Raw genomic sequence first — 19,224 nt, forward strand, 5'->3', positions numbered from 1 at the left:
TTACATTTTAAATATGTTATAAATATAATCAGTAATGCGTATTTTACATTATTTATATGGTCTGAATATAGGAGGGGTTGAAACTACTCTGACGAATTTGCTTCCCTTTTTGGATTCAAACGAGTTTCAAATAGATTTTTGTATACAAAATTCGGATATTACTAATATGCGTTTAAGGGAGATGATTGATAAGCGTGGAGGTAAAATATTTGTTTTACCGCCTTTCTTCAAGCATCCACTTGAGCATAAAAGGCAATTAGGTGAATTACTGAATGGAAGATACGACTGTATACACATTCATGTTAATGCCCTTTTGAACACGATACCAATTTTTGAAGCACATTCCAGAAATATAAATATTATCCTTCATTCAAGGAATACCCAAAATAACGTAGGTGGTATTATAGGAAAGTGTCTTCACTACTATAATCGATATAAAATAAGAAATATTCCTTATAAACGTCTCGCTTGCGGTCCCGAGGCGGGAATATGGATGCATGGGAACAAGGCATTTGAAGTTATAGACAACGGAGTTGATAGCAAAACATTTGTTTTTCCTCAAAAAGCACTTGAAGAATTAAAAACTAAATTGGGTGTAAAGGCTAAGATAATTGGACATGTTGGTCGGTTTGTAGAGGCGAAAAATCACGTTTTTATATTAGAACTCTTCAGCCGATATTTTAAACTTCATAGTGATGTAAGTCTGGTTTTAGTGGGTGATGGACCGTTACAGGAAAAAATGAAAGAATATGCATCTAAGTTAGGAATATCGGAGCAAGTGCGTTTTTTAGGGAGTCGAAGCGATGTTAAATGCCTTTTGGGCGTTTTTGACAGTTTCTTATTCCCGTCAAAATTTGAAGGACTCCCCAATGCGATTGTTGAGGCGCAAGCAGCTGGCCTTCGGATAGTTACGTCTACTGTCGTAACGCAAGCCGTTGATGTGACAGGTAATGTCCGTTTTTTAGACTTAAACGCTCCATTGGAAGATTGGATAAAGGCAATAGATTGGTCATTGCAGGATTACGACCGTGAAAAAGCAAGGCGGAAAATTGAAAATACCAAGTTTGATATCAGTTTATCTGCTGATAAACTGAAGGCGATATATAGACAATTAAAAAAGGGAAATCGGGTATGTTAGCATTAGTACTAATGCTTTTTTTATTGACTATTTTTGCACTTGTTTCATCCAATTGCGATCCTATGGCTCCATTTCCATTGGTATGTGAGTCTTTTCTTCTTACTTCTTTAATAGCTTTGTCTAATGTTATTGGTACTCCAGTTGACATAAGCTTTGGAACGTCCTTGTTCATAGTAAGTGTGCTGGCGGCATTTGCCCTTTCATTCTTTTTTGGTAGTGCTTATGGTACCACGATTGCAGGAAAACAGTATAGTAACTATGTGGTGATTTTGCGTTTGCCTAAAAAGAAAATCACATTTATTTATCTTATATTTTGCGTTTTCATATTGTATTTGGGAATTCAAAATGCAATAAGTACTGCTCTTTCAGTTAGCGTAAATGCTGATTATAGCAATATGATGGAATATAATAGGGCTGCTTCGGTTCATGGTACGATAGAATCTAGAAATATGGCATTAACGCTTGTCTCATTTTTCGTCCAAGTAAGTGGTTACTTTTATTCCTATCTTTTGATTCAGAAAATTGTAATCGGAGAAGAAAAGGTCGGTACGTCACTGTTGCAGAGTAAATTGGAAATGATTGTTATTCTTGTTTCTTTGCTCATTAGTGCATTGGGATCAGGACGTACCTTTATGCTTCAATATATTTGTTTTGTTTTTATTGCCGCTTATTACCTAAATATATTCAAAAGTAAAAGGACTCGATTGGGCTTAAATCGTCTTTTTAGTGTGATTAAAAGGATGTTTGTAGCATTTGTTATATTTTTTGCAGTGTTCCAAACATTGGGCCTTTTGACGGGAAAAACTGGAAAATCCTCGTGGGATGAGATGCTTTTTGGGTATAGTGGAGCGGCCATAATAGCATTAGATCGGAGTCTTGAAGTATATAAACCTGATAATAGGTTTTTTGGAGAGGAAACATTCTTTGGCTTTTATGGACTTTTAAATGCTTGTGGAATATCTGTGCCCAATGATATTCACTTTCTGCCATTTGTTTCCGTTGGGAAAGGCAAATCGACTAATATTTATACAGCTCTTAGAACGTATTATTATGACTTTGGTTTAGTTGGTGTGTATATAATAGAGTGTCTAATCGGTTTTTTTGCTGGAATTGCTTATCATTTGTTAAGGAAATGGGGTGGACACCCCATATATTTAATGCTTTATTCATTTCTAATTTATGGAATTGCTATGCAGGGAATAGGCGAATGCTTAATTCGTTTTGTTTTGAGCATTAGTCAGCTAGTCTATATTATAATCTTTTCTTTATTGGTATTATTATACGGAAAACGAACATTATTCGCTCAATATGAACATAGGTCAGTTAGGTAGAAATCTAAGAGTTGCCTTTACAGCCCAGATAATATCCCTTGTTCAAAGTTGTGTTGTTACTCTTTTACTTCCCAAATTCTTAGGTGTGGAAGGGTATTCATTTTGGCAGTTATTCATTTTTTATTCTGCTTATGTTGGCTTTTTTCATTGCGGAATAAACGATGGCGTTTATCTTAAATATAGTGGCTTGGATTTTAGCGAAATGAATCGCGATGCTGTTAGCGGGCAGTTTCGCATAGTTGTGATGATACAGATGATTTTTGCGGTAATAATAACCATTATACTGATTCTTGCCCCCATGACGTACGAAAGGAGAATCATATTTTTTTTTAGTGTCATCTATATGGTTATTTTCAATTGTTCAATGTATATGGGTTATATCTTTCAAGCTGCAAATCATACACATTGGTATTCTTTTTCTGTGATAATTGACAAACTTTTTTTTCTATTATCTTTAATAGTACTTATTTTATTTGGAATTAGGGATATATACATATTCCTATGTGTTTTTATAGCCGGTTCTTTACTTAATTTATGCTATAGTCTTTATAAAGGTCGTTATTTTCTGGCAAATATATCAGTGCCATATAAAAAAATATGGCCGGAGTTGAAAGATTCTATAAAGGTTGGAGTCACTCTAATGCTATCTGGAATAGCTTCTTTGCTGATTGCGGGAATCGACCGTTTTTTTATAGATAGCCATTGGGGTATTATTGTCTTTGGTAAAGTTTCTTTGGCTCTTTCTCTTACTGCGTTTGCTCTTGTCTTTATCCGGCAGGTTTCGATGGTTTTCTCCCCGGCTCTGCGATGTACATCAGATGACGGAAAGTTATATGCTTACATTAATATGTTCCGATTTTGCTTTTTCTTAATGCCGTGGATATATTTTCTGATGATACCGGGCAAATGGCTGATAAATCTGTGGCTACCGAATTATGCGGATAGTGTTGCGTATTTAGCAATTCTATTACCTATGTGCATATTCGACGCTAAGATGAATCTGGTATTTATTACTTACTTTAAGGTATTAAGGCGTGAAAAGGAAATGATGTATGTAAATTATCTTATACTTGCGCTTAGTGTTGTTTTCGGAGTTATTAGCGTCTATGTTTTCAATTCATTGGTACTGACTCTTATTAGTATGGTGGCTATAGGGGCGATTAGATGTTTTATTTCAGAACAAATTATAGGAAAATTAATGAAAGTAAAAACGATGTCAATGTCGCTATATGAGTTATTGTTTGCGGTATTTCACATTTTTATTTCCTTGTACACTGAGAATTGGGTAGTCTTGGTATGTGGCTTGGGATTGATACTAATGATACAAAATATTGTTTTCAGAGACTCCTTAAAAAGTCTTTTAAGCGCAACTTATTTTATTATGAAATCTAAATCGATTCGAAAATGAAAGAATCTAAAAAAAGAATGTTGGTCACTGCGCCTGACAGTATGATTAGAGCTTTCTTGAAACCTCATATTGAGGCTTTGATTAATGACGGATGGGAAATAGATATAGCATGTTCTGATTATATTGGAGGAGGAGATACGTTACGTAATATTTTTAATGAGAATATCAAATTTTACACAGTTGGTTTAGCGAGAAGCCCTTTCAAGGTTTGTCGTAATCTCAAAGGTTTGCGTGAAGTCAAGGCAATAGTAGATTCAGGCAATTACGACGTGATATGGACACATGGTCCAGTGATGAGTGTAGTAACACGTATAGCTGCGAGAGAAGCACGTCGGCAAGGATCTAAAGTGTGGTATTTGGCTCATGGATTCCACTTTTTTAGCGGAGCTCCTCTGATAAATTGGATATTATATTATCCCATTGAGTACATAATGTCCAGATATGTAGATATGCTTATGACAATAAATGAGGAGGACTATACAAGAGCATTAAAATTTAAGGCTCGGAATGTTAGAAAAATTCATGGAATAGGATTGGATGTGAAAAAGTTCATGGACCATATTTTAAGTGTAGATTTTTATAAGAAATTAAGAAAATCAATCGGAATATCAGATGATGACGTCATGATTCTCTCTGTTGGTGAGCTTAAAATCCATAAGAATCAGAAGGTTATAATAAAGGCTATTGCTAAATGCAATTTAGATAATCAGCATTATGTTGTGTGTGGTAAAGGACCTGACAAAACAAAACTTGAGCTTCTAGCCTCTAGTCTGAACATAAGGCAAAAGGTGCATTTTGTAGGTTTTAGAAAAGATATACCTGATTTATGTAGAGTGGCCGATATATTTGTTCATCCGTCAGTTAGAGAAGGTTTGGGTATCGCTCCTTTGGAAGCTATGGCATCCGGGCTTCCATTGATAAGTTCAACCGTTGGAGGAATAAAAGACTACGCCCATGATGGTGAAACAGGATTTTGCTTATCTCCGTATGACGTGGATGGATTTGCAAAAGCTTTAATGATACTTAGTTCAGATAAATCTCTGCGTAAAACTTTTGGTGAGCATAATGCGAAAGTAGCCATGCGCTATGACATTGAATGTGCGAAAACGGTGATTCTTAGTACTGCTCGTGAGCTATTAAATGAAAAGTAAGGTAAAGTAAATCAAATCAATAATTCTATGATTCATAGTTCATCACGTTCTACGATCTTGATGCTTTGGCCCAGTTTATCTGATGACTTTCCAAAGTACATAAATCAGAATTTTCCGAATTTAGTTGATCATGAGCCTCTTTATGATTCTTGTGGTCTTTTGAAGAGAGCTAAACGATATGTTCTTTCTGTCTGTGGTTTATCCACTAAATCCTATTTAAGTAGTTGGATTGATAGATTAAACTCCTATCAGAATATTATCATAAATGCAAACGTTATTAATAGCACTGTTCCGGCGACCCTAAGAAAGATAGGTTATAGAGGAAGAATAATATATTGGTATTGGAATCCTGTAGACGGGGAAACATCTCCGAAGCCGTCCAAATCACTGAGGAAGCATAGCGAGTTATGGAGTTTTACTCAATCTGACTGTATGCGATACAATTTGAGATTTAATTCTACTTACTATTTTATGAACCCTGAGCCTGTGACAACCAACAATGGAACAATTTATTTTGTTGGACGCGACAAAGGTCGTTATGAGGAGTTATGCGCTCTTAAATCGAAAATAGAACAATTAGGAATTAAAACTGATTTTCATATAATTGCGGATAAAAAAAGTCCCAAAGGAAATAATTATTCGCCTTTTATTGCCTATTCCAATGTAATTGCGACTATAAAAAAATCTGGTGCAATATTGGAAATATTGCAGGAAGGTCAAGAGGGGTATTCATTAAGAGTGATGGAAAGTCTCTTTTTTAACAAGAAATTGATTAGCAATAATCCTCTTCTAAAATATGCTCCATTCTATAACTCGAATAACATTTTTATTATAGATAATTCGAATTTAAAAGGATTGGCGGATTTTATGTCTCGTCCTTTTGTTCAGGTGAAGAGTGGGCTTATAGATTATTATCGATTCGATAATTGGCTCAGTAGATTTGAAATGTAAGCACTTACTTTAGGCTTTTTTGAAAAGATTTATTTTTTGTGCTTTATTAGGATCTTCGCTAATCATTGCTCAATACAAGCTGTCAATATCATATCTGTTTTCAACTTCTACTCACAATCGTTTTTTATGTACTCCTGTTTTTTCAAACGAGGAATAGATTTCACCCTCGCATTTTGTGTATTGTCCATCATCTGGCCAATACTGTTGTTAATCACCCTTTGGTTACATTTTGCCAATAAAGGAGCCGGTGCTTTTTTTACTCAGGAACGTCCTGGCAAGCATAGTGAGATTTTCAAAGTTATCAAATTTAAGACGATGACTGATGAATGTGACGAAAATGGTAACTTATTGCCGGATGAGAAACGCTTGACAAAAATAGGAAAGTTTGTCCGTTCTACCTCTATTGATGAATTGCCCCAATTAATCAATGTGCTGAAAGGTGATATGGCTCTGATCGGTCCTCGTCCTTTAAGAACTTATTATTTGCCTTTGTATTCTAGAGAGCAGATGAGACGCCATGAAGTACGTCCGGGAATAACAGGGTGGGCACAGATTAATGGAAGAAATAATTTGAGTTGGACAAAAAAGTTTGAGCTCGATGTATGGTATGTTGACCATTGCACTTTTTCTTTAGATATGAAAATAGCATTTGCTACAATAAGAAAAGTTTTTATTAGGGAAGGGATATCAAAAGAGGGAGAGGCCACTACTGTGCCTTTTAACGGGCATAATTGAAGGAAATGAATATGAAAAGTGTTATTATTGGTGCAGGCACTTATGGAGAAGTCTATTTGGCTTATCTTCAAGAGGCCGGTGTTGAAATTGTAGGTTTTTTGGATGATGATCCTAGGTATATCAACCAAAAGGTATGTGGCATTCCTGTATTGGGGAAATTGGATTTTCTTGCTTGTTTGAAAGATGAATATGATGTTGAAGCTGTTTATTGTCCTTTAGGAAATAATAAATTGCGGGTTGAAATATTGAAACGTGCGTTAAGTCTGGGATATGAGGTTCCTAATTTTATTCATTCTACAGTGGTGCTTTCTCCTAATGTTAAAATTGGAGATAAGGGGATATATATTCTTCCTAAAACGGTAATTATGCCTTGGTGTAACATACATGACTTTGTAATGATGAGTGTTAATAGTGTAGTTTCTCATCATACAATTTTAGAAGAAGGAGTATTTCTTTCCTTTGGAGTAAATTTTGGTGCTTCAATTATTGCACATAAGTATGCTTATATAGGCATTAGTGCTACTATAATGACTGGTGTACATGAATTAGGAGAAAACTGTCTTATTGGTGCTGGTGCCGTAGTTATTAAAGATGTACCAACAAATGCTGTAATGGCAGGTATACCTGCAAAGGTTTTAAAATATAGAGAATAGATATTTATAAATTCCTAATGATTATTTTGAAATTGGGTAAGTTGTTGTGTTGGTTATTTATCCCTTATTATATAAGGAATAAATAATTTTCTTTTTACTTCTCGAATTGTTGTTTCTTTTTTAATCATAATAATTTAATGGACAAGAGAATTTATCTTTGCCTTGCTCACATGAGCGGCGAGGAGCAGGCTTTTATAAAGGAAGCTTTCGATACTAACTGGGTTGTTCCTTTGGGCCCCAACGTGAATGCTTTCGAAGATGAACTGAAACATTTTGTAGGACAGGATAAGGAAGTTGTTGCTTTGTCTGCGGGTACGGCGGCCATCCATTTGGGATTAATCCAACTTGGTGTAGGAGCCGGTGATGAGGTTATCTGCCAGTCGTTTACGTTCTGTGCGTCGGCCAATCCTGTAGCTTACCAGGGAGCTAAACCAGTGTTTATCGACAGTGAGGAGGATACCTGGAATATGGACCCTGTTTTGCTGGAAGAAGCTATCAAGGACAGAATCGCAAAGACGGGTAAGAAGCCGAAAGCTATTCTTCCTGTTCATCTTTACGGTATGCCTGCCAGGATTGATGAGATTTGCGCGATAGCCGCTAAATATGAAATCCCAGTGCTGGAGGATGCTGCGGAAGCTTTGGGTTCTGAGTTTAAGGGGCAGAAGTGCGGTACTTTCGGTACCTTTGGCGTGTTGTCTTTTAACGGTAATAAGATGATCACTACTTCGGGTGGCGGGGCTTTGATCGTTCCTGATGAAAGCACCAAGAAGCAGACGATGTTTTATGCTACGCAGGCTCGTGAACCTTTCCCTCATTACCAGCATGAAAAGATCGGTTACAATTACCGTATGAGTAATATTTGTGCGGGTATCGGTCGTGGTCAGATGACCGTATTGGATGAGCATATAGCGCATCACCGCCATGTACATGCTCTTTACGAGAATGCTTTTGAAGGTGTGGATGGTATAACGTTGAAATCTAATCCTGATGATCGTTTCAACGCTAATTATTGGCTGTCTACTATTCTGATAGATCCAGTGAAGACCGGCACTAACTATGATGAAGTCCGTCGGAAATTAGATGAGCGGGGAATTGAGACTCGTCCCTTGTGGAAACCTATGCATTTGCAGCCTGTCTATGCAGCTAATCCTTGTTATGTGAATGGAGTTTCTGAACGTTTGTTTAATATGGGTTTATGTATTCCTGCCGGTCCTTGGGTGACGGATGAAGATGTGGCTTATATTGTGGAACAGATAAAAGGATGTTGCAAGAAATAATAGGTGCGAAATATTACAGTTTTATTAAAAAAGCCAGAATGATTCATTGAGTTCATTCCGGCTTTTTTCTTTTATCTTCTTGTTGATTAAATAATTAGTGCTATATTGGTATTTAGTATTAATAATGGTAGTAAATTAGATTATGAATACATCAGCTGCCATTGATATATTGCGGAAATTTAAAGTCAATTTTGCTGATAAATATGGCATAAAGACTTTAGGCTTTTTGGGTTGATTTGCTCGAAAGCAGCAAAAGGAAACGAGTGATTTGGACGTAGTAGTAATTTTGGAAGAGCCGGACTTTTTTACTTTAGTCGTTATTAAGGAGGAATTGGAGAAATTAACTAATTATAAAGTTGATGTCGTCAATTTCAGAGAATCGTTCAGAGAATCATTTAAAACTAATATTTTGAAAGATGCAATATTCGTCTAAAAAAACGTTATTGAATATTTGGTTATAATTATAGAGAAATCGAATTTAGTAATAGAACGAAATGAAAAAATAACTTCGTTTCATGATTTCTTGAGTTCATCTACTAATATGACCAGACCCGCTTCGGGCATAGGAAAAACTATATGTGGTGTCTTGTGAACAGAAAAGCGTAACGATATTTATACGAATGGAATTTTCAGCAAGTACAAGACGGAGATACGGAAGGGGCGAACGGATTATGAGAACCTGCTACCATTGTTATATGCTTGAGGATTTCTGATTGAGAAACTTGTTCTTGTATACAAATTATTCTATCTTTACAAAAACATGAAGGTTCTGCAATGGATGAAGATATAAAGTTATTGGTGTGGAAGAAGGCCCGTTCTGTGGATGGATTGGATGATTCCATGTTTCGTAAAGATGCTTGCGGAGCATTGATTATGTGGGGTAAATTTGGGGAAAAATAACCCCTTCGGATGGGTTATTGATCATATACTACCAATGTCATTAGGTGGCGATGATAATTTGCTGAATCTAAGGGCACTGCACTATAAAAATAATTTAGGCAAGGCCGATGATTACCCTTCATATACAGCGTCGGTGAAATATGATGGACGAGAAAATGCTATAGATGAACGAAATCTTACAGTTAATAAGAAGTTGCGCGAAAAACTAAAGCAGCATTATAAAAATTCTTGAATATGCTGAAATGCACTGGATAAAAATGAATGCGGGAGTTTCGAACAAATCGAAACTCCCGCATTCATTTTATAGAAATGTCTAAAGTTTATTTCTTCATTCTCAACACTCTGATTCCTGTCCAATTATCATTACTTTGCAACATTTGTCCCAGAGCAACCTTAGAAACCATCACTTTCTTTTCTTTAGAAGAAGCATGCAACAAACAAAGTTTACCATCAATATAGAAAGCAATACCCATATGAGCTACATCCAATCCCGGCGTATTAGTCGTAATAGCAATAATATCTCCATTTTTTATCCAAGGGAGACCGTTGAACGGCAACTGATCTTTGGGAACATAATGGAATTCCTGACCATTCAATGACTTTTCTATCTCTTTCATCTTCGCTACATTCTGCGGAGAATTACTCAGCTGCTTGTACAGTTCCGGATGAGAAGACATGTAGGAAAGAGAAACTTTCTGGGTGTATGGGCTGTAAGCTGTTGTTACGTCTTCCAGGAAACCGTTACGAACACCATTGTTTACCCAGTCTGCAATGTAGTGCAGGCGTGAAGGATAACCGTTGATTTTTCCATCACGGTAGCGAATCTTTTGCAGATTGGTAGCAAAATCGCCTTCAGCTACCTGTCCGTCTTCGGTAGGAGAGAGGGCCATAGCAAGAGTATATTCTACAAAGGTGGTGCAGTCTACTTCATCACAATTGATGATAAGTTCTTCTTCGCCATCGGTAACTTCCAACGTATGTGCTACGTAAGGAATATCCAGAAAATTTATTCCATTGTTCAGCATGGCGTTGTCTTTTTCATCTGTCTGAGCACTGACAGTAGCTACACAAAGCGCACTGAACAGGAGTGTAATCATTGTTTTCATTGTTCTTTCGTTTTATTAATATAAATAAAAAAGGATGTCGCAAAAGTACGACATCCTTTTCATAAATCCTTAATTTGGACAGATTAAATTTAATATTGATAGATTAAATTTTTGTAATCCGCCTTTTTGTCAAATGGTACGATGGAGAAGCCGTATTCAATGGCATTTTCTACGCCGGACCGAATCAGATACGGTTCGTGTGCTATAGCTCCCCAACTATTATCACCACCTACACCCATCATACGATAGTCGATAAACATATCTACCTGTTTTACAGGTTGTGGGTCGGTGAGGTGACGGTGATTCGTTTCGTTGGTACGTGGAGCACCATTGTCGATGGTTTCGCCGCTATCCAGACTTCCAAGCAGATAGTTGGAAGCATTCAGTTCAAACGTACGGTCGGCAATGAAGAGTAAACCGGCTTTTTGCTTAGTGGTGAGTGCACACCAGTAAATATCCGTACGATGCTCATTTTCTTGTGGACGGATGTACGGTTCGTACAAGTCCTTTATCGGAGTAGTATATTCTCCGATAAACTGGGAAGTGCGACGATCACGATAGTTCTCTTCCGGACCACGGCCGTAGTAAGTAAGGTCGTTTAATATTTCCGATAATTGCATGCGCAAACCTACACGGGGTATCATCGGAGTTTCCGTACCTTCGGCTACAAAGCGATTATCCACTTTGATAATACCATTGGCAAATACCTTATAGGTAATTTCCCACTGCGCATCTACCTGCGGAAAACGATAGGTGACTTTTACAATGGACTTGTCACCATCTTTAGAAATATTGAACGATTCTGCCTTAGGTGTCTGGTAACTGGCCTCGCGCCATGCTTTCAGGCGAGTGGGAAGCTTTGCTCCGTAATCATTATCGGTAGGTGCACGCCAGAAGAAAGGTTGCGGACCTTGACCGTTATGGATATACTCTTGTTTCTTATAGATATAAGAGGTCAGCAAGCCGCTTTGTTTATCAAATGTAGCTTTGAAATCATCACCGCTGAAAACAACCTGTGAAAAGACTTCATCTACTTTCGCGGGATCCATGCGTACCACTTCTTTCTTAAAGAACGGATGAACATAAGTTTGTTCACGTGCGATTACCGTACCAACCGGTAAGAAAGGTTCTGCATTACGTATGGTTGCATAGAACTCGATGCGTACATCTCCCGTAGTATTCTTTTCTTTAGGAATACCTTGCAGGAATGCACTGGTAGCTGTCTTGCCCGGAGCAGCATTGATATTGTCCATCTGACCTTTATAAATCTCTTTTCCATGATCGCGAACGACATAGTGGAAATCATATTTATTCAGATCAGTAAATGAGAAGTCATTGCGTATCTGCACCGTGCAGGTTTGCGGATCGAACTTAATGAATTTAATGTTCTGATAAACCTTACCCATTTCAATAGTCTGGGGCTTTATACTGCGGTCGGGATAAACTACACCATTGATGCAGAAGTTGCCATCGGAAGGAGTTCCGGTATCGCCATAGTCACCACCATAATTCCAGTATTTGCGTCCGTCGCTGGTCTTGGCGGCAAAGCCTTGATCTACCCAGTCCCAGATGCAACCACCCTGCAATATCGGATATTTCTCAATCACATCCCAATAGTCCTGGAAGTTGCCAAGACTGTTACCCATAGCATGAGCATATTCACACAAGATAAGCGGACGAGTCATTTCCTTATTCTGGGCATACTTTTCAATAGATTGGGGAGAAGAGTACATCGGACAGTAAATATCTGTATTCCATTCTAATCCGGCACGTTCGTACTGGATAGGACGGCTATCGAGCATCTTCAGCGTATTATAGGTAACGTAGAAGTTCAGTCCGTTTCCGGCTTCGTTACCCAGTGACCAGATGATTACAGACGGATGATTCTTATCGCGTTCGTACATATTCATGGTACGGTCGAGGTGAGCATTCATGAATAACGGATTGTTACCCAAAGTACCACCTACATTGAGGTTATAACCCATACCGTGGCTTTCAATATTTGCTTCATCAATTACGTACATGCCATATTGGTCGCAAAGTTCGTAGAAGCGTTCCTGTTGCGGGTAGTGGCAAGTGCGTACGGTGTTCACATTATACTTTTTCCAGAGTTCGAAATCCTTAATCATAAGATCTTCCGGAACGTAATGTCCCGTGTATTCATTATGCTCATGTACATTCACACCTTTTATAAGGATAGGCACGCCATTCACAAGCAGTTGCTTATCCTTAATCTCTATCGTACGAAAACCTACCTTGCAACTGGTAGCTTCTATTACTTCGCCATTGGTGCGCTTGAGGCTGATGACGAGTGTATAAAGATTAGGCGTTTCAGCTGTCCAATGCTTTACACCACGGAGGGTTTTCTTCGTGAATTCTACTTCATTCTGATCACCTTCCACACGGGTAGAGGATTGGGTCACTTGCTGATCCTGATCATCGAGTAAACGATAGGAAACTACATAAGGAGACTTTATATCACTTTCGTTCGTAAGCTTCACTTTCAGTTGCAGGATACCATCCTTGTAATAAGGATCCAGCGGAGTCTCTACCTTGAAGTCTGCAATATGGATTTTGGGCGTGGCATAGAGATAGATATCGCGCTCTATACCGCTGATGCGCCAAAAGTCCTGACATTCCAGATAATTGGCATCCGAGAAACGGTGTACTTGAATGGCAATCATATTCTTGCCTTTTTTGACCATGGCGGTAACGTTGAAGCGGGCAGGAGTTTTGGCATCCTTGCTCATACCTACAAACTTGCCATTCATGTAATAGAAAGCAGCACCGCGCACACCATCTGCACTAAGGAAGATTTCTTTTCCATCCCAGTCATTACCTACAACGAAATCACGGCGATACGTACCTGTCGGATTCCAGTCCTTGGGTACATAAGGCGGATTAGGCTTGTCCCAATAAGGTTCGTAACCCTTAGAACAGAACTCGTAAGGCTGGTTGACGTAGATCGGAGTACCGAAGCCTTGCAATTCCCAGTTACCCGGCACATTGATGTCCGGCCAACGGTTCACCTCAGTACGCACGTTCATGAAGTCTGTGGGACGGTCGGCAAAGTTTTCCACATAGTTGAACTTCCATTTCCCGTTGAGGGATAGGCGGCTGGCTCCGTTCGTCCGGTCGTTGACGATAGCATCTTCTTCGGTGGCATAAGAAGTGAATGTACTCCGGGGAGCCTCCTTGTTGATACTGGTCAACTTCGGATTGGTCAACTGGTCGTAACGGTCTTCCTGTGCCTGAAGGGCGAGGGGTAGTAATACGAGACAGGTGATAAAAGTCAATTTTTTCATGAGTTGATATATTAATTATTTTTTCTCGAATTTCACCCCGTCACGCAACCACTTCTCCAGTTCTTCTGTCCACTGGCGTTTGTAAGTGAAGTTATCACGGAAGCCCCAGCCATGTCCGCCAATGGGGTAGATGTGCATGGAAACGGGAACTTTCTGTTGGTTGAGAGCAAGGAAGTAGCCGATACTATTCATGGGCGGCACAGCGCCATCATCAGCAGAAAGTACGATGAAAGCTTGTGGAGAGCGGGGAGATACACGACGTTCCAGAGAATACGCATCTTCCAGTTCCTTGGTCGGATTATCACCAAGAAGGTTCTTGCGCGAACCTCCATGAGTAATACCCGGTACCATCGAGATTACCGGATAAAGTAATATCTGAAAGTCCGGACGCGTTTCATCACTACTGTAAAGTGTAGAGAGAGAAGCGGCCAGGTGTCCTCCTGCCGATGCTCCCATAACGCCTACCTGATTCGGATTGATACCCCATTCTTTTGCATGCTGGCGAATAATGCGGATAGCCTGTTCTGCATCTGAGAGGGGTACTTCGCGGTTTCCGTTCGGCATACGATATTTTAAAACGGCATACGTGATTCCCTGTGTGTTGAACCAGGATGCCATGTCATGGCCTTCGTGATTCATTGCCAGGCGGGCATATCCGCCGCCCGGACACATCAAGATAGTCATGCCGTTCGGCTTTGCCGGACGATAAACCGTGATGGTGGGATTAACGACATTGGCCACACGGCCGCCGTTCAAATCTTCCTGATCTCCTGTCAGGCCATTTGTATTAGGAGCACCGTTGGGCCACAAGGGTATCTCAACGGGCTTCTGAGCAGATAGCAGAGTTGACATAAACAGTGCTGTGATAAATAAAATTATTCTCATTGTATTTCTATTATTTGGTTTTCATCGAAGCCTTGATAAAGTAAATTATCAGCAATGCATAAGCACCCAATGCCAGTACTTCTGACCACGTATTGTTTACCCAGGCATCATTCACCAGGTTGATACCTCCGAAACGCATTGCTGCACTGACTACGCCCATAAGCGCACCACCGGCAATGAAACCGGATGCCAGCAACGTACCCTTTTCGCCACGTTCTGCATTAAGAGCAGCATCTTTGCTACGGCTGGTTACGTACCAGTTCACAGCACCACCCACAACGAGGGGAATGTTCAGTTGTAACGGAATAAACATACCCAATGCAAATGCCAATGCGGGAATTTTGAATGCATTCAGTACGATAGCCAGTACTGCACCAATGCCGTAAAGCAACCAGGGAGCACCCACGCCATTCATTAACGGTTCAATAACTGCCGCCATCGCATTAGCTTGTGGAGCAGCCAGTTGTCCGCTGGTAAATCCGTATGTCTTATTCAGGATAATCATTACACCACCTACGGTTGCAGCTGAAACAATCGTTCCGAGGAACTTCCAGGCTTCCTGTTTGGCGGGTGTACTACCCAACCAATAACCGATTTTCAAGTCAGTAATGAAACCACCTGCCATAGATAGTGCCGTACACACAACACCACCCATTACCAATGCAGCTACCATTCCTTCAGGACCTTTCAAACCAACAGATACCATCACTACCGATGCCAAAATCAATGTCATCAGCGTCATACCGGAAACCGGGTTCGTACCTACGATTGCAATGGCATTGGCAGCCACAGTCGTAAACAGGAAAGCGATACCTGCCACCAACAGAATAGCTACCACAGTATGCAGCAAACTGCCTTGCATCACATCGAAGTAGAAGAATAAGAATACCAGTAACAGCGTTATAATAGAACCGATAGCAATAATCTTCATAGAAATATCGCACTGAGTACGCTTCATGCTGGCTTCTACATTGGATTTTCCACCCATCTCCTTAGCTGCCAGTCCTACGGCACTCTTGATAATACCCCATGACTTGATGATACCGATGATACCTGCCATAGCGATACCACCGATACCGATGCTCTTGGCATAATAATTGAAAATTTCTTCGGGAGCCATGCTGCCTACGGTAGCCACAATTGACGGATTCCACTGGTTCAGCACGCTGTCACCCCAAATCATAGACATTCCCGGAATGATAATCCACCATACAGCCAGTGAACCGGCACAGATGATAGAAGCATATTTCAGACCTACAATATAGCCCAAACCAAGTACGGCCGCACCTGTATTCACTTTGAATACCAGTTTTGCTTTATCAGCCAGCATCTCGCCAAAGCCGCATACGCGTGTGGTGAAATTTTCGTTCCACCAGCCGAATGTGGCAACGATGAAGTCATACAAACCTCCGATGATACCTGCCAGCAGCAACGGCTTGGCCTGGCTTCCGCCTTTCTCGCCCGATACCAGTACCTGTGTGGTAGCTGTTGCTTCGGGGAAAGGATACTTGCCATGCATATCGCTTACAAAATATTTACGGAACGGAATGAGGAAGAGAATACCCAACACACCTCCCAGCAGAGAGCTGATGAATACCTGGGTGAAAGTAACTGTGATTTCTTCCGGATAAGTTTCTTGCAGAATGTATAAGGCGGGCAGGGTAAAGATGGCACCTGCCACGATAACGCCGGAACTGGCGCCGATGGATTGGATAATGACATTTTCACCTAACGCATTCTTACGTTTGGCTGCGCCTGATACGCCCACGGCAATAATTGCAATAGGAATGGCTGCTTCGAACACTTGTCCTACTTTCAATCCCAGATAGGCTGCCGCAGCCGAAAAGAGGATAGCCATAGCGATACCCCATAATACAGACCAAAGGTTAACTTCCGGGTACTTCTTGTCAGGGCTCATCAACGGGTTGTAGACCTCGCCCGGTTTCAGTTCACGGAATGCATTTTCCGGCAGACCGGTCAATTTCTCTTCTTCTTGTTTCATAGTTTCTTAATTGCTTTTATGTTTTATAGTTATTATGTCGTCAATTAATTGTTTATTTTATCCAAATCAGCTTCAAAGAAAGCAAAAAAAAAGGAGAATTGAAAAATTCTCCTTTATTCTTATATATAAAGATGCTTATTTTGCATCTTTCGGTGTCATATCTCCTTCTACAAAGAGTCGCATCATTTCTGTTTTGGCATTCGTGCGCAAAGTGATGGACTTTTTGAAGTGTCCCGGATACTTGCCTGTTCCGTTGTAAGTAATCTTAACGGTTCCGGTTTTGCCCGGCAATACGGGTTCCTGGGTATATTCGGGAACTGTACATCCACAGGAAGCTACGGCTTGATGTATAACCAGCGGAGCATCGCCCACATTGGTGAATGTGAATACACAACTTACTACCGGATCATTTTCAGAAAACGTACCGAAGTTATGTGAGGTCTTATCAAACTTAATATCAGCTTTCCCCTGTGCCGAAACGTAACCAATGCTCAGTACGAGCATAAACATATACAATGTAAGTCTTTTCATGTCTATAAATCTTTTGTATTACACAGTGGGCAAAGGTAAGGCATTTTTGTGAAAATTAATCCAATGATGTGCGAAATAGTATTAAATGCGCCTCAGAAGGTGCTGTGGCGTATGATTAATAGTGAAAAATAAGGGAAAGAGAGTGCCGAAATCAACTCTGTATCATGCAGGTATTTCTCTTTTTCCGTGCCTATATTCTCGAAATAATGATAGTTATATTCGGGATGGAGATGGATGCAACGGTGAATTTCTTCGGTACATTGAGAAAGTTTCATGATGACAATGGTAGTCTTTTCCTCCATATATTTCTCTATTTCTTCGGCGGTAATGATACCGGGAATGACGGTCAGACGTTCCTCCTGGCTGGCAATGTGGAGTCTTGCACAGGCACCTGCTGCAATGAAGGCGGGGATACCGGCAATGTGTTGCACAGGAATATTGTCGGCTTGTAGTTTCTCAAAGATATAGTGTATGGAAGAATAGAAACCTGCGTCTCCTTCGGCAACGATACAGACTTTTTTATTTTCTTTGTGAAGAAGGGAAGCTTCGCTATATACTTTATCATAAGCTGCGAAAGCCTGTTCTCGGTTCTTACTCATAGGCAATGCAAAGCGGGAGAGGGTGGTATTTGGAATATTCAGTGCATGCAGTATGTCGGCAGCACGCGAGAATATCCGTCCGTTTGCAGTGCGAGTTTCAGGACAAAAGATACAATCGGCACTTTGCAGGGCTTTCAAGCCTTTCAGGGTGATAAGGTCCGGTTCGCCGGGACCGAGGGATACGAATATGACGGGGTTGGACATTTTGTTAGTGATTAATGGTTAGTGTTTAGTGATAAGCACCCTCATAATAACTTTTATGGGGAGTGCAAAATTGGGGATTTTCTGAATATAAAACAAAATAAAACCCGATTTCTTGTTTATCTATCTTTTCTTGCTTACTAAAGTCAAACGCTCTGGTGCAACGGTACTTTTTAATGAACCGAATGCAATAATAGCTTGCTTGCCAACTTGATGCTATCAATATACTTGTCTGCCGTTTAATGAAGCAAAGGCCTGTACGAGAAAAGGTTAGCGTGTAAAGTCTGAAAACTGTTGGAAAAAACGGTTGAAAGACTTGATTTCTCCTTCCTGATGTAGTATATTTGTAGGGCTTTGGAGAGAACATAACTTTAATAGTAAACCTAAAAAACTTAGCAAATGACAAAATCTAATCTTTCTTTTCCGGACTTTGGCGGATATGTATTATTACTGCCGGTTTTCTTATTTTTAGTAATATAATTTTATTGTTTAGAATTGGGATATCCGTTCTTGGAATAATTACATACGAAAAACGATAAAGGCGATACTTCCTCATAAGGATTATCGCCTTTTTTGTTTGTATTTATCGCTTTTTGCTTTTAAGTACCCCTTTTACGTTTTTAATAAACGTTGGATACATTCTTTAAAAATGTTCCTGTTATTCTTTAAAAACGCTGTTTATTGTTATTAATAGGGTTGTTAACTTTGTTGTGATTTATTTTTGATGATTACAATTTGTTCATCTCTTCTGTTTTCACGGGAATGGTAAATAAAAAGCGACGAAAAAAAGAGAATAATAAGCTGTTTTTGTATACAATTCCTATGATTTTACAATAGAGTGTTTTTAAATTAATGCGGATCAAAGGCAGTTGCGCGGTTTCCCTGTTTCCGTGAAATGCTGTACATGGAAAACCTTTGCCGATTGGTCGGGTTCAGCGCCGGGCAGACCGTCTTATTTCACTGAAAAACAATAAAAAGTGGGCTCATCACCTCCCATGAATGGCACTTTTTGTATATTTGCAAACTGTTACAAATGTATATGAATAAAAAA

General features: G+C 39.7%; 16 protein-coding genes and 1 pseudogene. 11 read left to right on the top strand and 6 right to left on the bottom strand.

The window, feature by feature from the left end:
- Positions 1-34: 34 nt before the first annotated feature.
- The 10 genes from K429_RS0124840 (at position 35) to K429_RS31210 (ending at position 9,544) form a co-directional block, all read left to right on the top strand.
- A complete protein-coding gene (locus K429_RS0124840; RefSeq protein ID WP_007218280.1) occupies positions 35-1,138 on the top strand; it encodes a glycosyltransferase in 1,104 nt (367 codons plus the stop codon).
- On the top strand, positions 1,132-2,469 hold the full coding sequence (locus K429_RS0124845) for an O-antigen polymerase (RefSeq protein ID WP_007218281.1): 1,338 nt from the start codon (positions 1,132-1,134) through the stop codon (positions 2,467-2,469). The genes K429_RS0124840 and K429_RS0124845 overlap by 7 nt, the downstream gene beginning before the upstream one ends.
- Positions 2,447-3,877, top strand: a complete 1,431-nt coding sequence (locus tag K429_RS0124850) for a hypothetical protein (protein ID WP_007218282.1) — start codon at positions 2,447-2,449, stop codon at positions 3,875-3,877. The genes K429_RS0124845 and K429_RS0124850 overlap by 23 nt, the downstream gene beginning before the upstream one ends.
- Positions 3,874-5,028: a glycosyltransferase gene (locus K429_RS0124855; protein ID WP_007218283.1), complete on the top strand. Its 1,155-nt coding sequence runs from the start codon at positions 3,874-3,876 to the stop codon at positions 5,026-5,028. The genes K429_RS0124850 and K429_RS0124855 overlap by 4 nt, the downstream gene beginning before the upstream one ends.
- A 27-nt stretch (positions 5,029-5,055) precedes the next feature.
- A complete protein-coding gene (locus K429_RS0124860) occupies positions 5,056-5,979 on the top strand; it encodes a hypothetical protein (protein ID WP_007218284.1) in 924 nt (307 codons plus the stop codon).
- Between the two features lie 126 nt (positions 5,980-6,105).
- Entirely contained in the window at positions 6,106-6,714 is a 609-nt protein-coding gene (locus K429_RS0124865; protein WP_007218285.1) for a sugar transferase, read from the top strand.
- An 11-nt stretch (positions 6,715-6,725) separates the two neighbouring features.
- Complete coding sequence (locus K429_RS0124870; protein WP_007218286.1) at positions 6,726-7,367, top strand: acetyltransferase; 642 nt, start codon at positions 6,726-6,728, stop codon at positions 7,365-7,367.
- Positions 7,368-7,504: 137 nt separating this feature from the next.
- Positions 7,505-8,644: a DegT/DnrJ/EryC1/StrS aminotransferase family protein gene (locus K429_RS0124875; protein WP_029328492.1), complete on the top strand. Its 1,140-nt coding sequence runs from the start codon at positions 7,505-7,507 to the stop codon at positions 8,642-8,644.
- A gap of 286 nt (positions 8,645-8,930) precedes the next feature.
- Positions 8,931-9,077: a hypothetical protein gene (locus tag K429_RS31055; RefSeq protein WP_230324667.1), complete on the top strand. Its 147-nt coding sequence runs from the start codon at positions 8,931-8,933 to the stop codon at positions 9,075-9,077.
- 341 nt (positions 9,078-9,418) lie between these two features.
- On the top strand, positions 9,419-9,544 hold the full coding sequence (locus tag K429_RS31210; protein WP_255347663.1) for a hypothetical protein: 126 nt from the start codon (positions 9,419-9,421) through the stop codon (positions 9,542-9,544).
- Between the two features lie 320 nt (positions 9,545-9,864).
- Here K429_RS31210 and K429_RS0124890 read toward each other — a convergent pair whose 3' ends face one another.
- From K429_RS0124890 to K429_RS0124915, 6 genes are all read right to left on the bottom strand, one after another.
- Positions 9,865-10,650: an N-acetylmuramoyl-L-alanine amidase-like domain-containing protein gene (locus K429_RS0124890; protein ID WP_007218291.1), complete on the bottom strand. Its 786-nt coding sequence runs from the start codon at positions 10,648-10,650 to the stop codon at positions 9,865-9,867.
- Between the two features lie 89 nt (positions 10,651-10,739).
- Positions 10,740-13,955, bottom strand: a complete 3,216-nt coding sequence (locus K429_RS0124895; RefSeq protein WP_029328493.1) for a glycoside hydrolase family 2 TIM barrel-domain containing protein — start codon at positions 13,953-13,955, stop codon at positions 10,740-10,742.
- A 15-nt stretch (positions 13,956-13,970) separates the two neighbouring features.
- Positions 13,971-14,840 carry an alpha/beta hydrolase gene (locus tag K429_RS0124900; RefSeq protein ID WP_029328494.1) on the bottom strand — a complete coding sequence of 290 codons (870 nt, stop codon included), beginning with the start codon at positions 14,838-14,840 and terminating at the stop codon, positions 13,971-13,973.
- 10 nt (positions 14,841-14,850) lie between these two features.
- On the bottom strand, positions 14,851-16,842 hold the full coding sequence (locus K429_RS0124905; RefSeq protein WP_029328495.1) for an OPT family oligopeptide transporter: 1,992 nt from the start codon (positions 16,840-16,842) through the stop codon (positions 14,851-14,853).
- A gap of 135 nt (positions 16,843-16,977) precedes the next feature.
- On the bottom strand, positions 16,978-17,373 hold the full coding sequence (locus K429_RS0124910) for a DUF1573 domain-containing protein (RefSeq protein ID WP_007213899.1): 396 nt from the start codon (positions 17,371-17,373) through the stop codon (positions 16,978-16,980).
- A 92-nt stretch (positions 17,374-17,465) separates the two neighbouring features.
- Positions 17,466-18,176, bottom strand: coding sequence for a precorrin-2 C(20)-methyltransferase (locus tag K429_RS0124915; RefSeq protein WP_029328496.1), 711 nt, complete (start codon positions 18,174-18,176; stop codon positions 17,466-17,468).
- 856 nt (positions 18,177-19,032) lie between these two features.
- Between K429_RS0124915 and K429_RS31355 the strand changes: the two are divergent.
- A pseudogene (locus K429_RS31355) lies at positions 19,033-19,122 on the top strand (mobilization protein); the annotation flags it as partial.
- Between the last annotated feature and the right edge of the window lie 102 nt (positions 19,123-19,224).

Origin of the sequence: Bacteroides sp. 14(A), assembly GCF_000526555.1 — a bacterium.
Lineage (GTDB): Bacteria > Bacteroidota > Bacteroidia > Bacteroidales > Bacteroidaceae > Bacteroides > Bacteroides cellulosilyticus.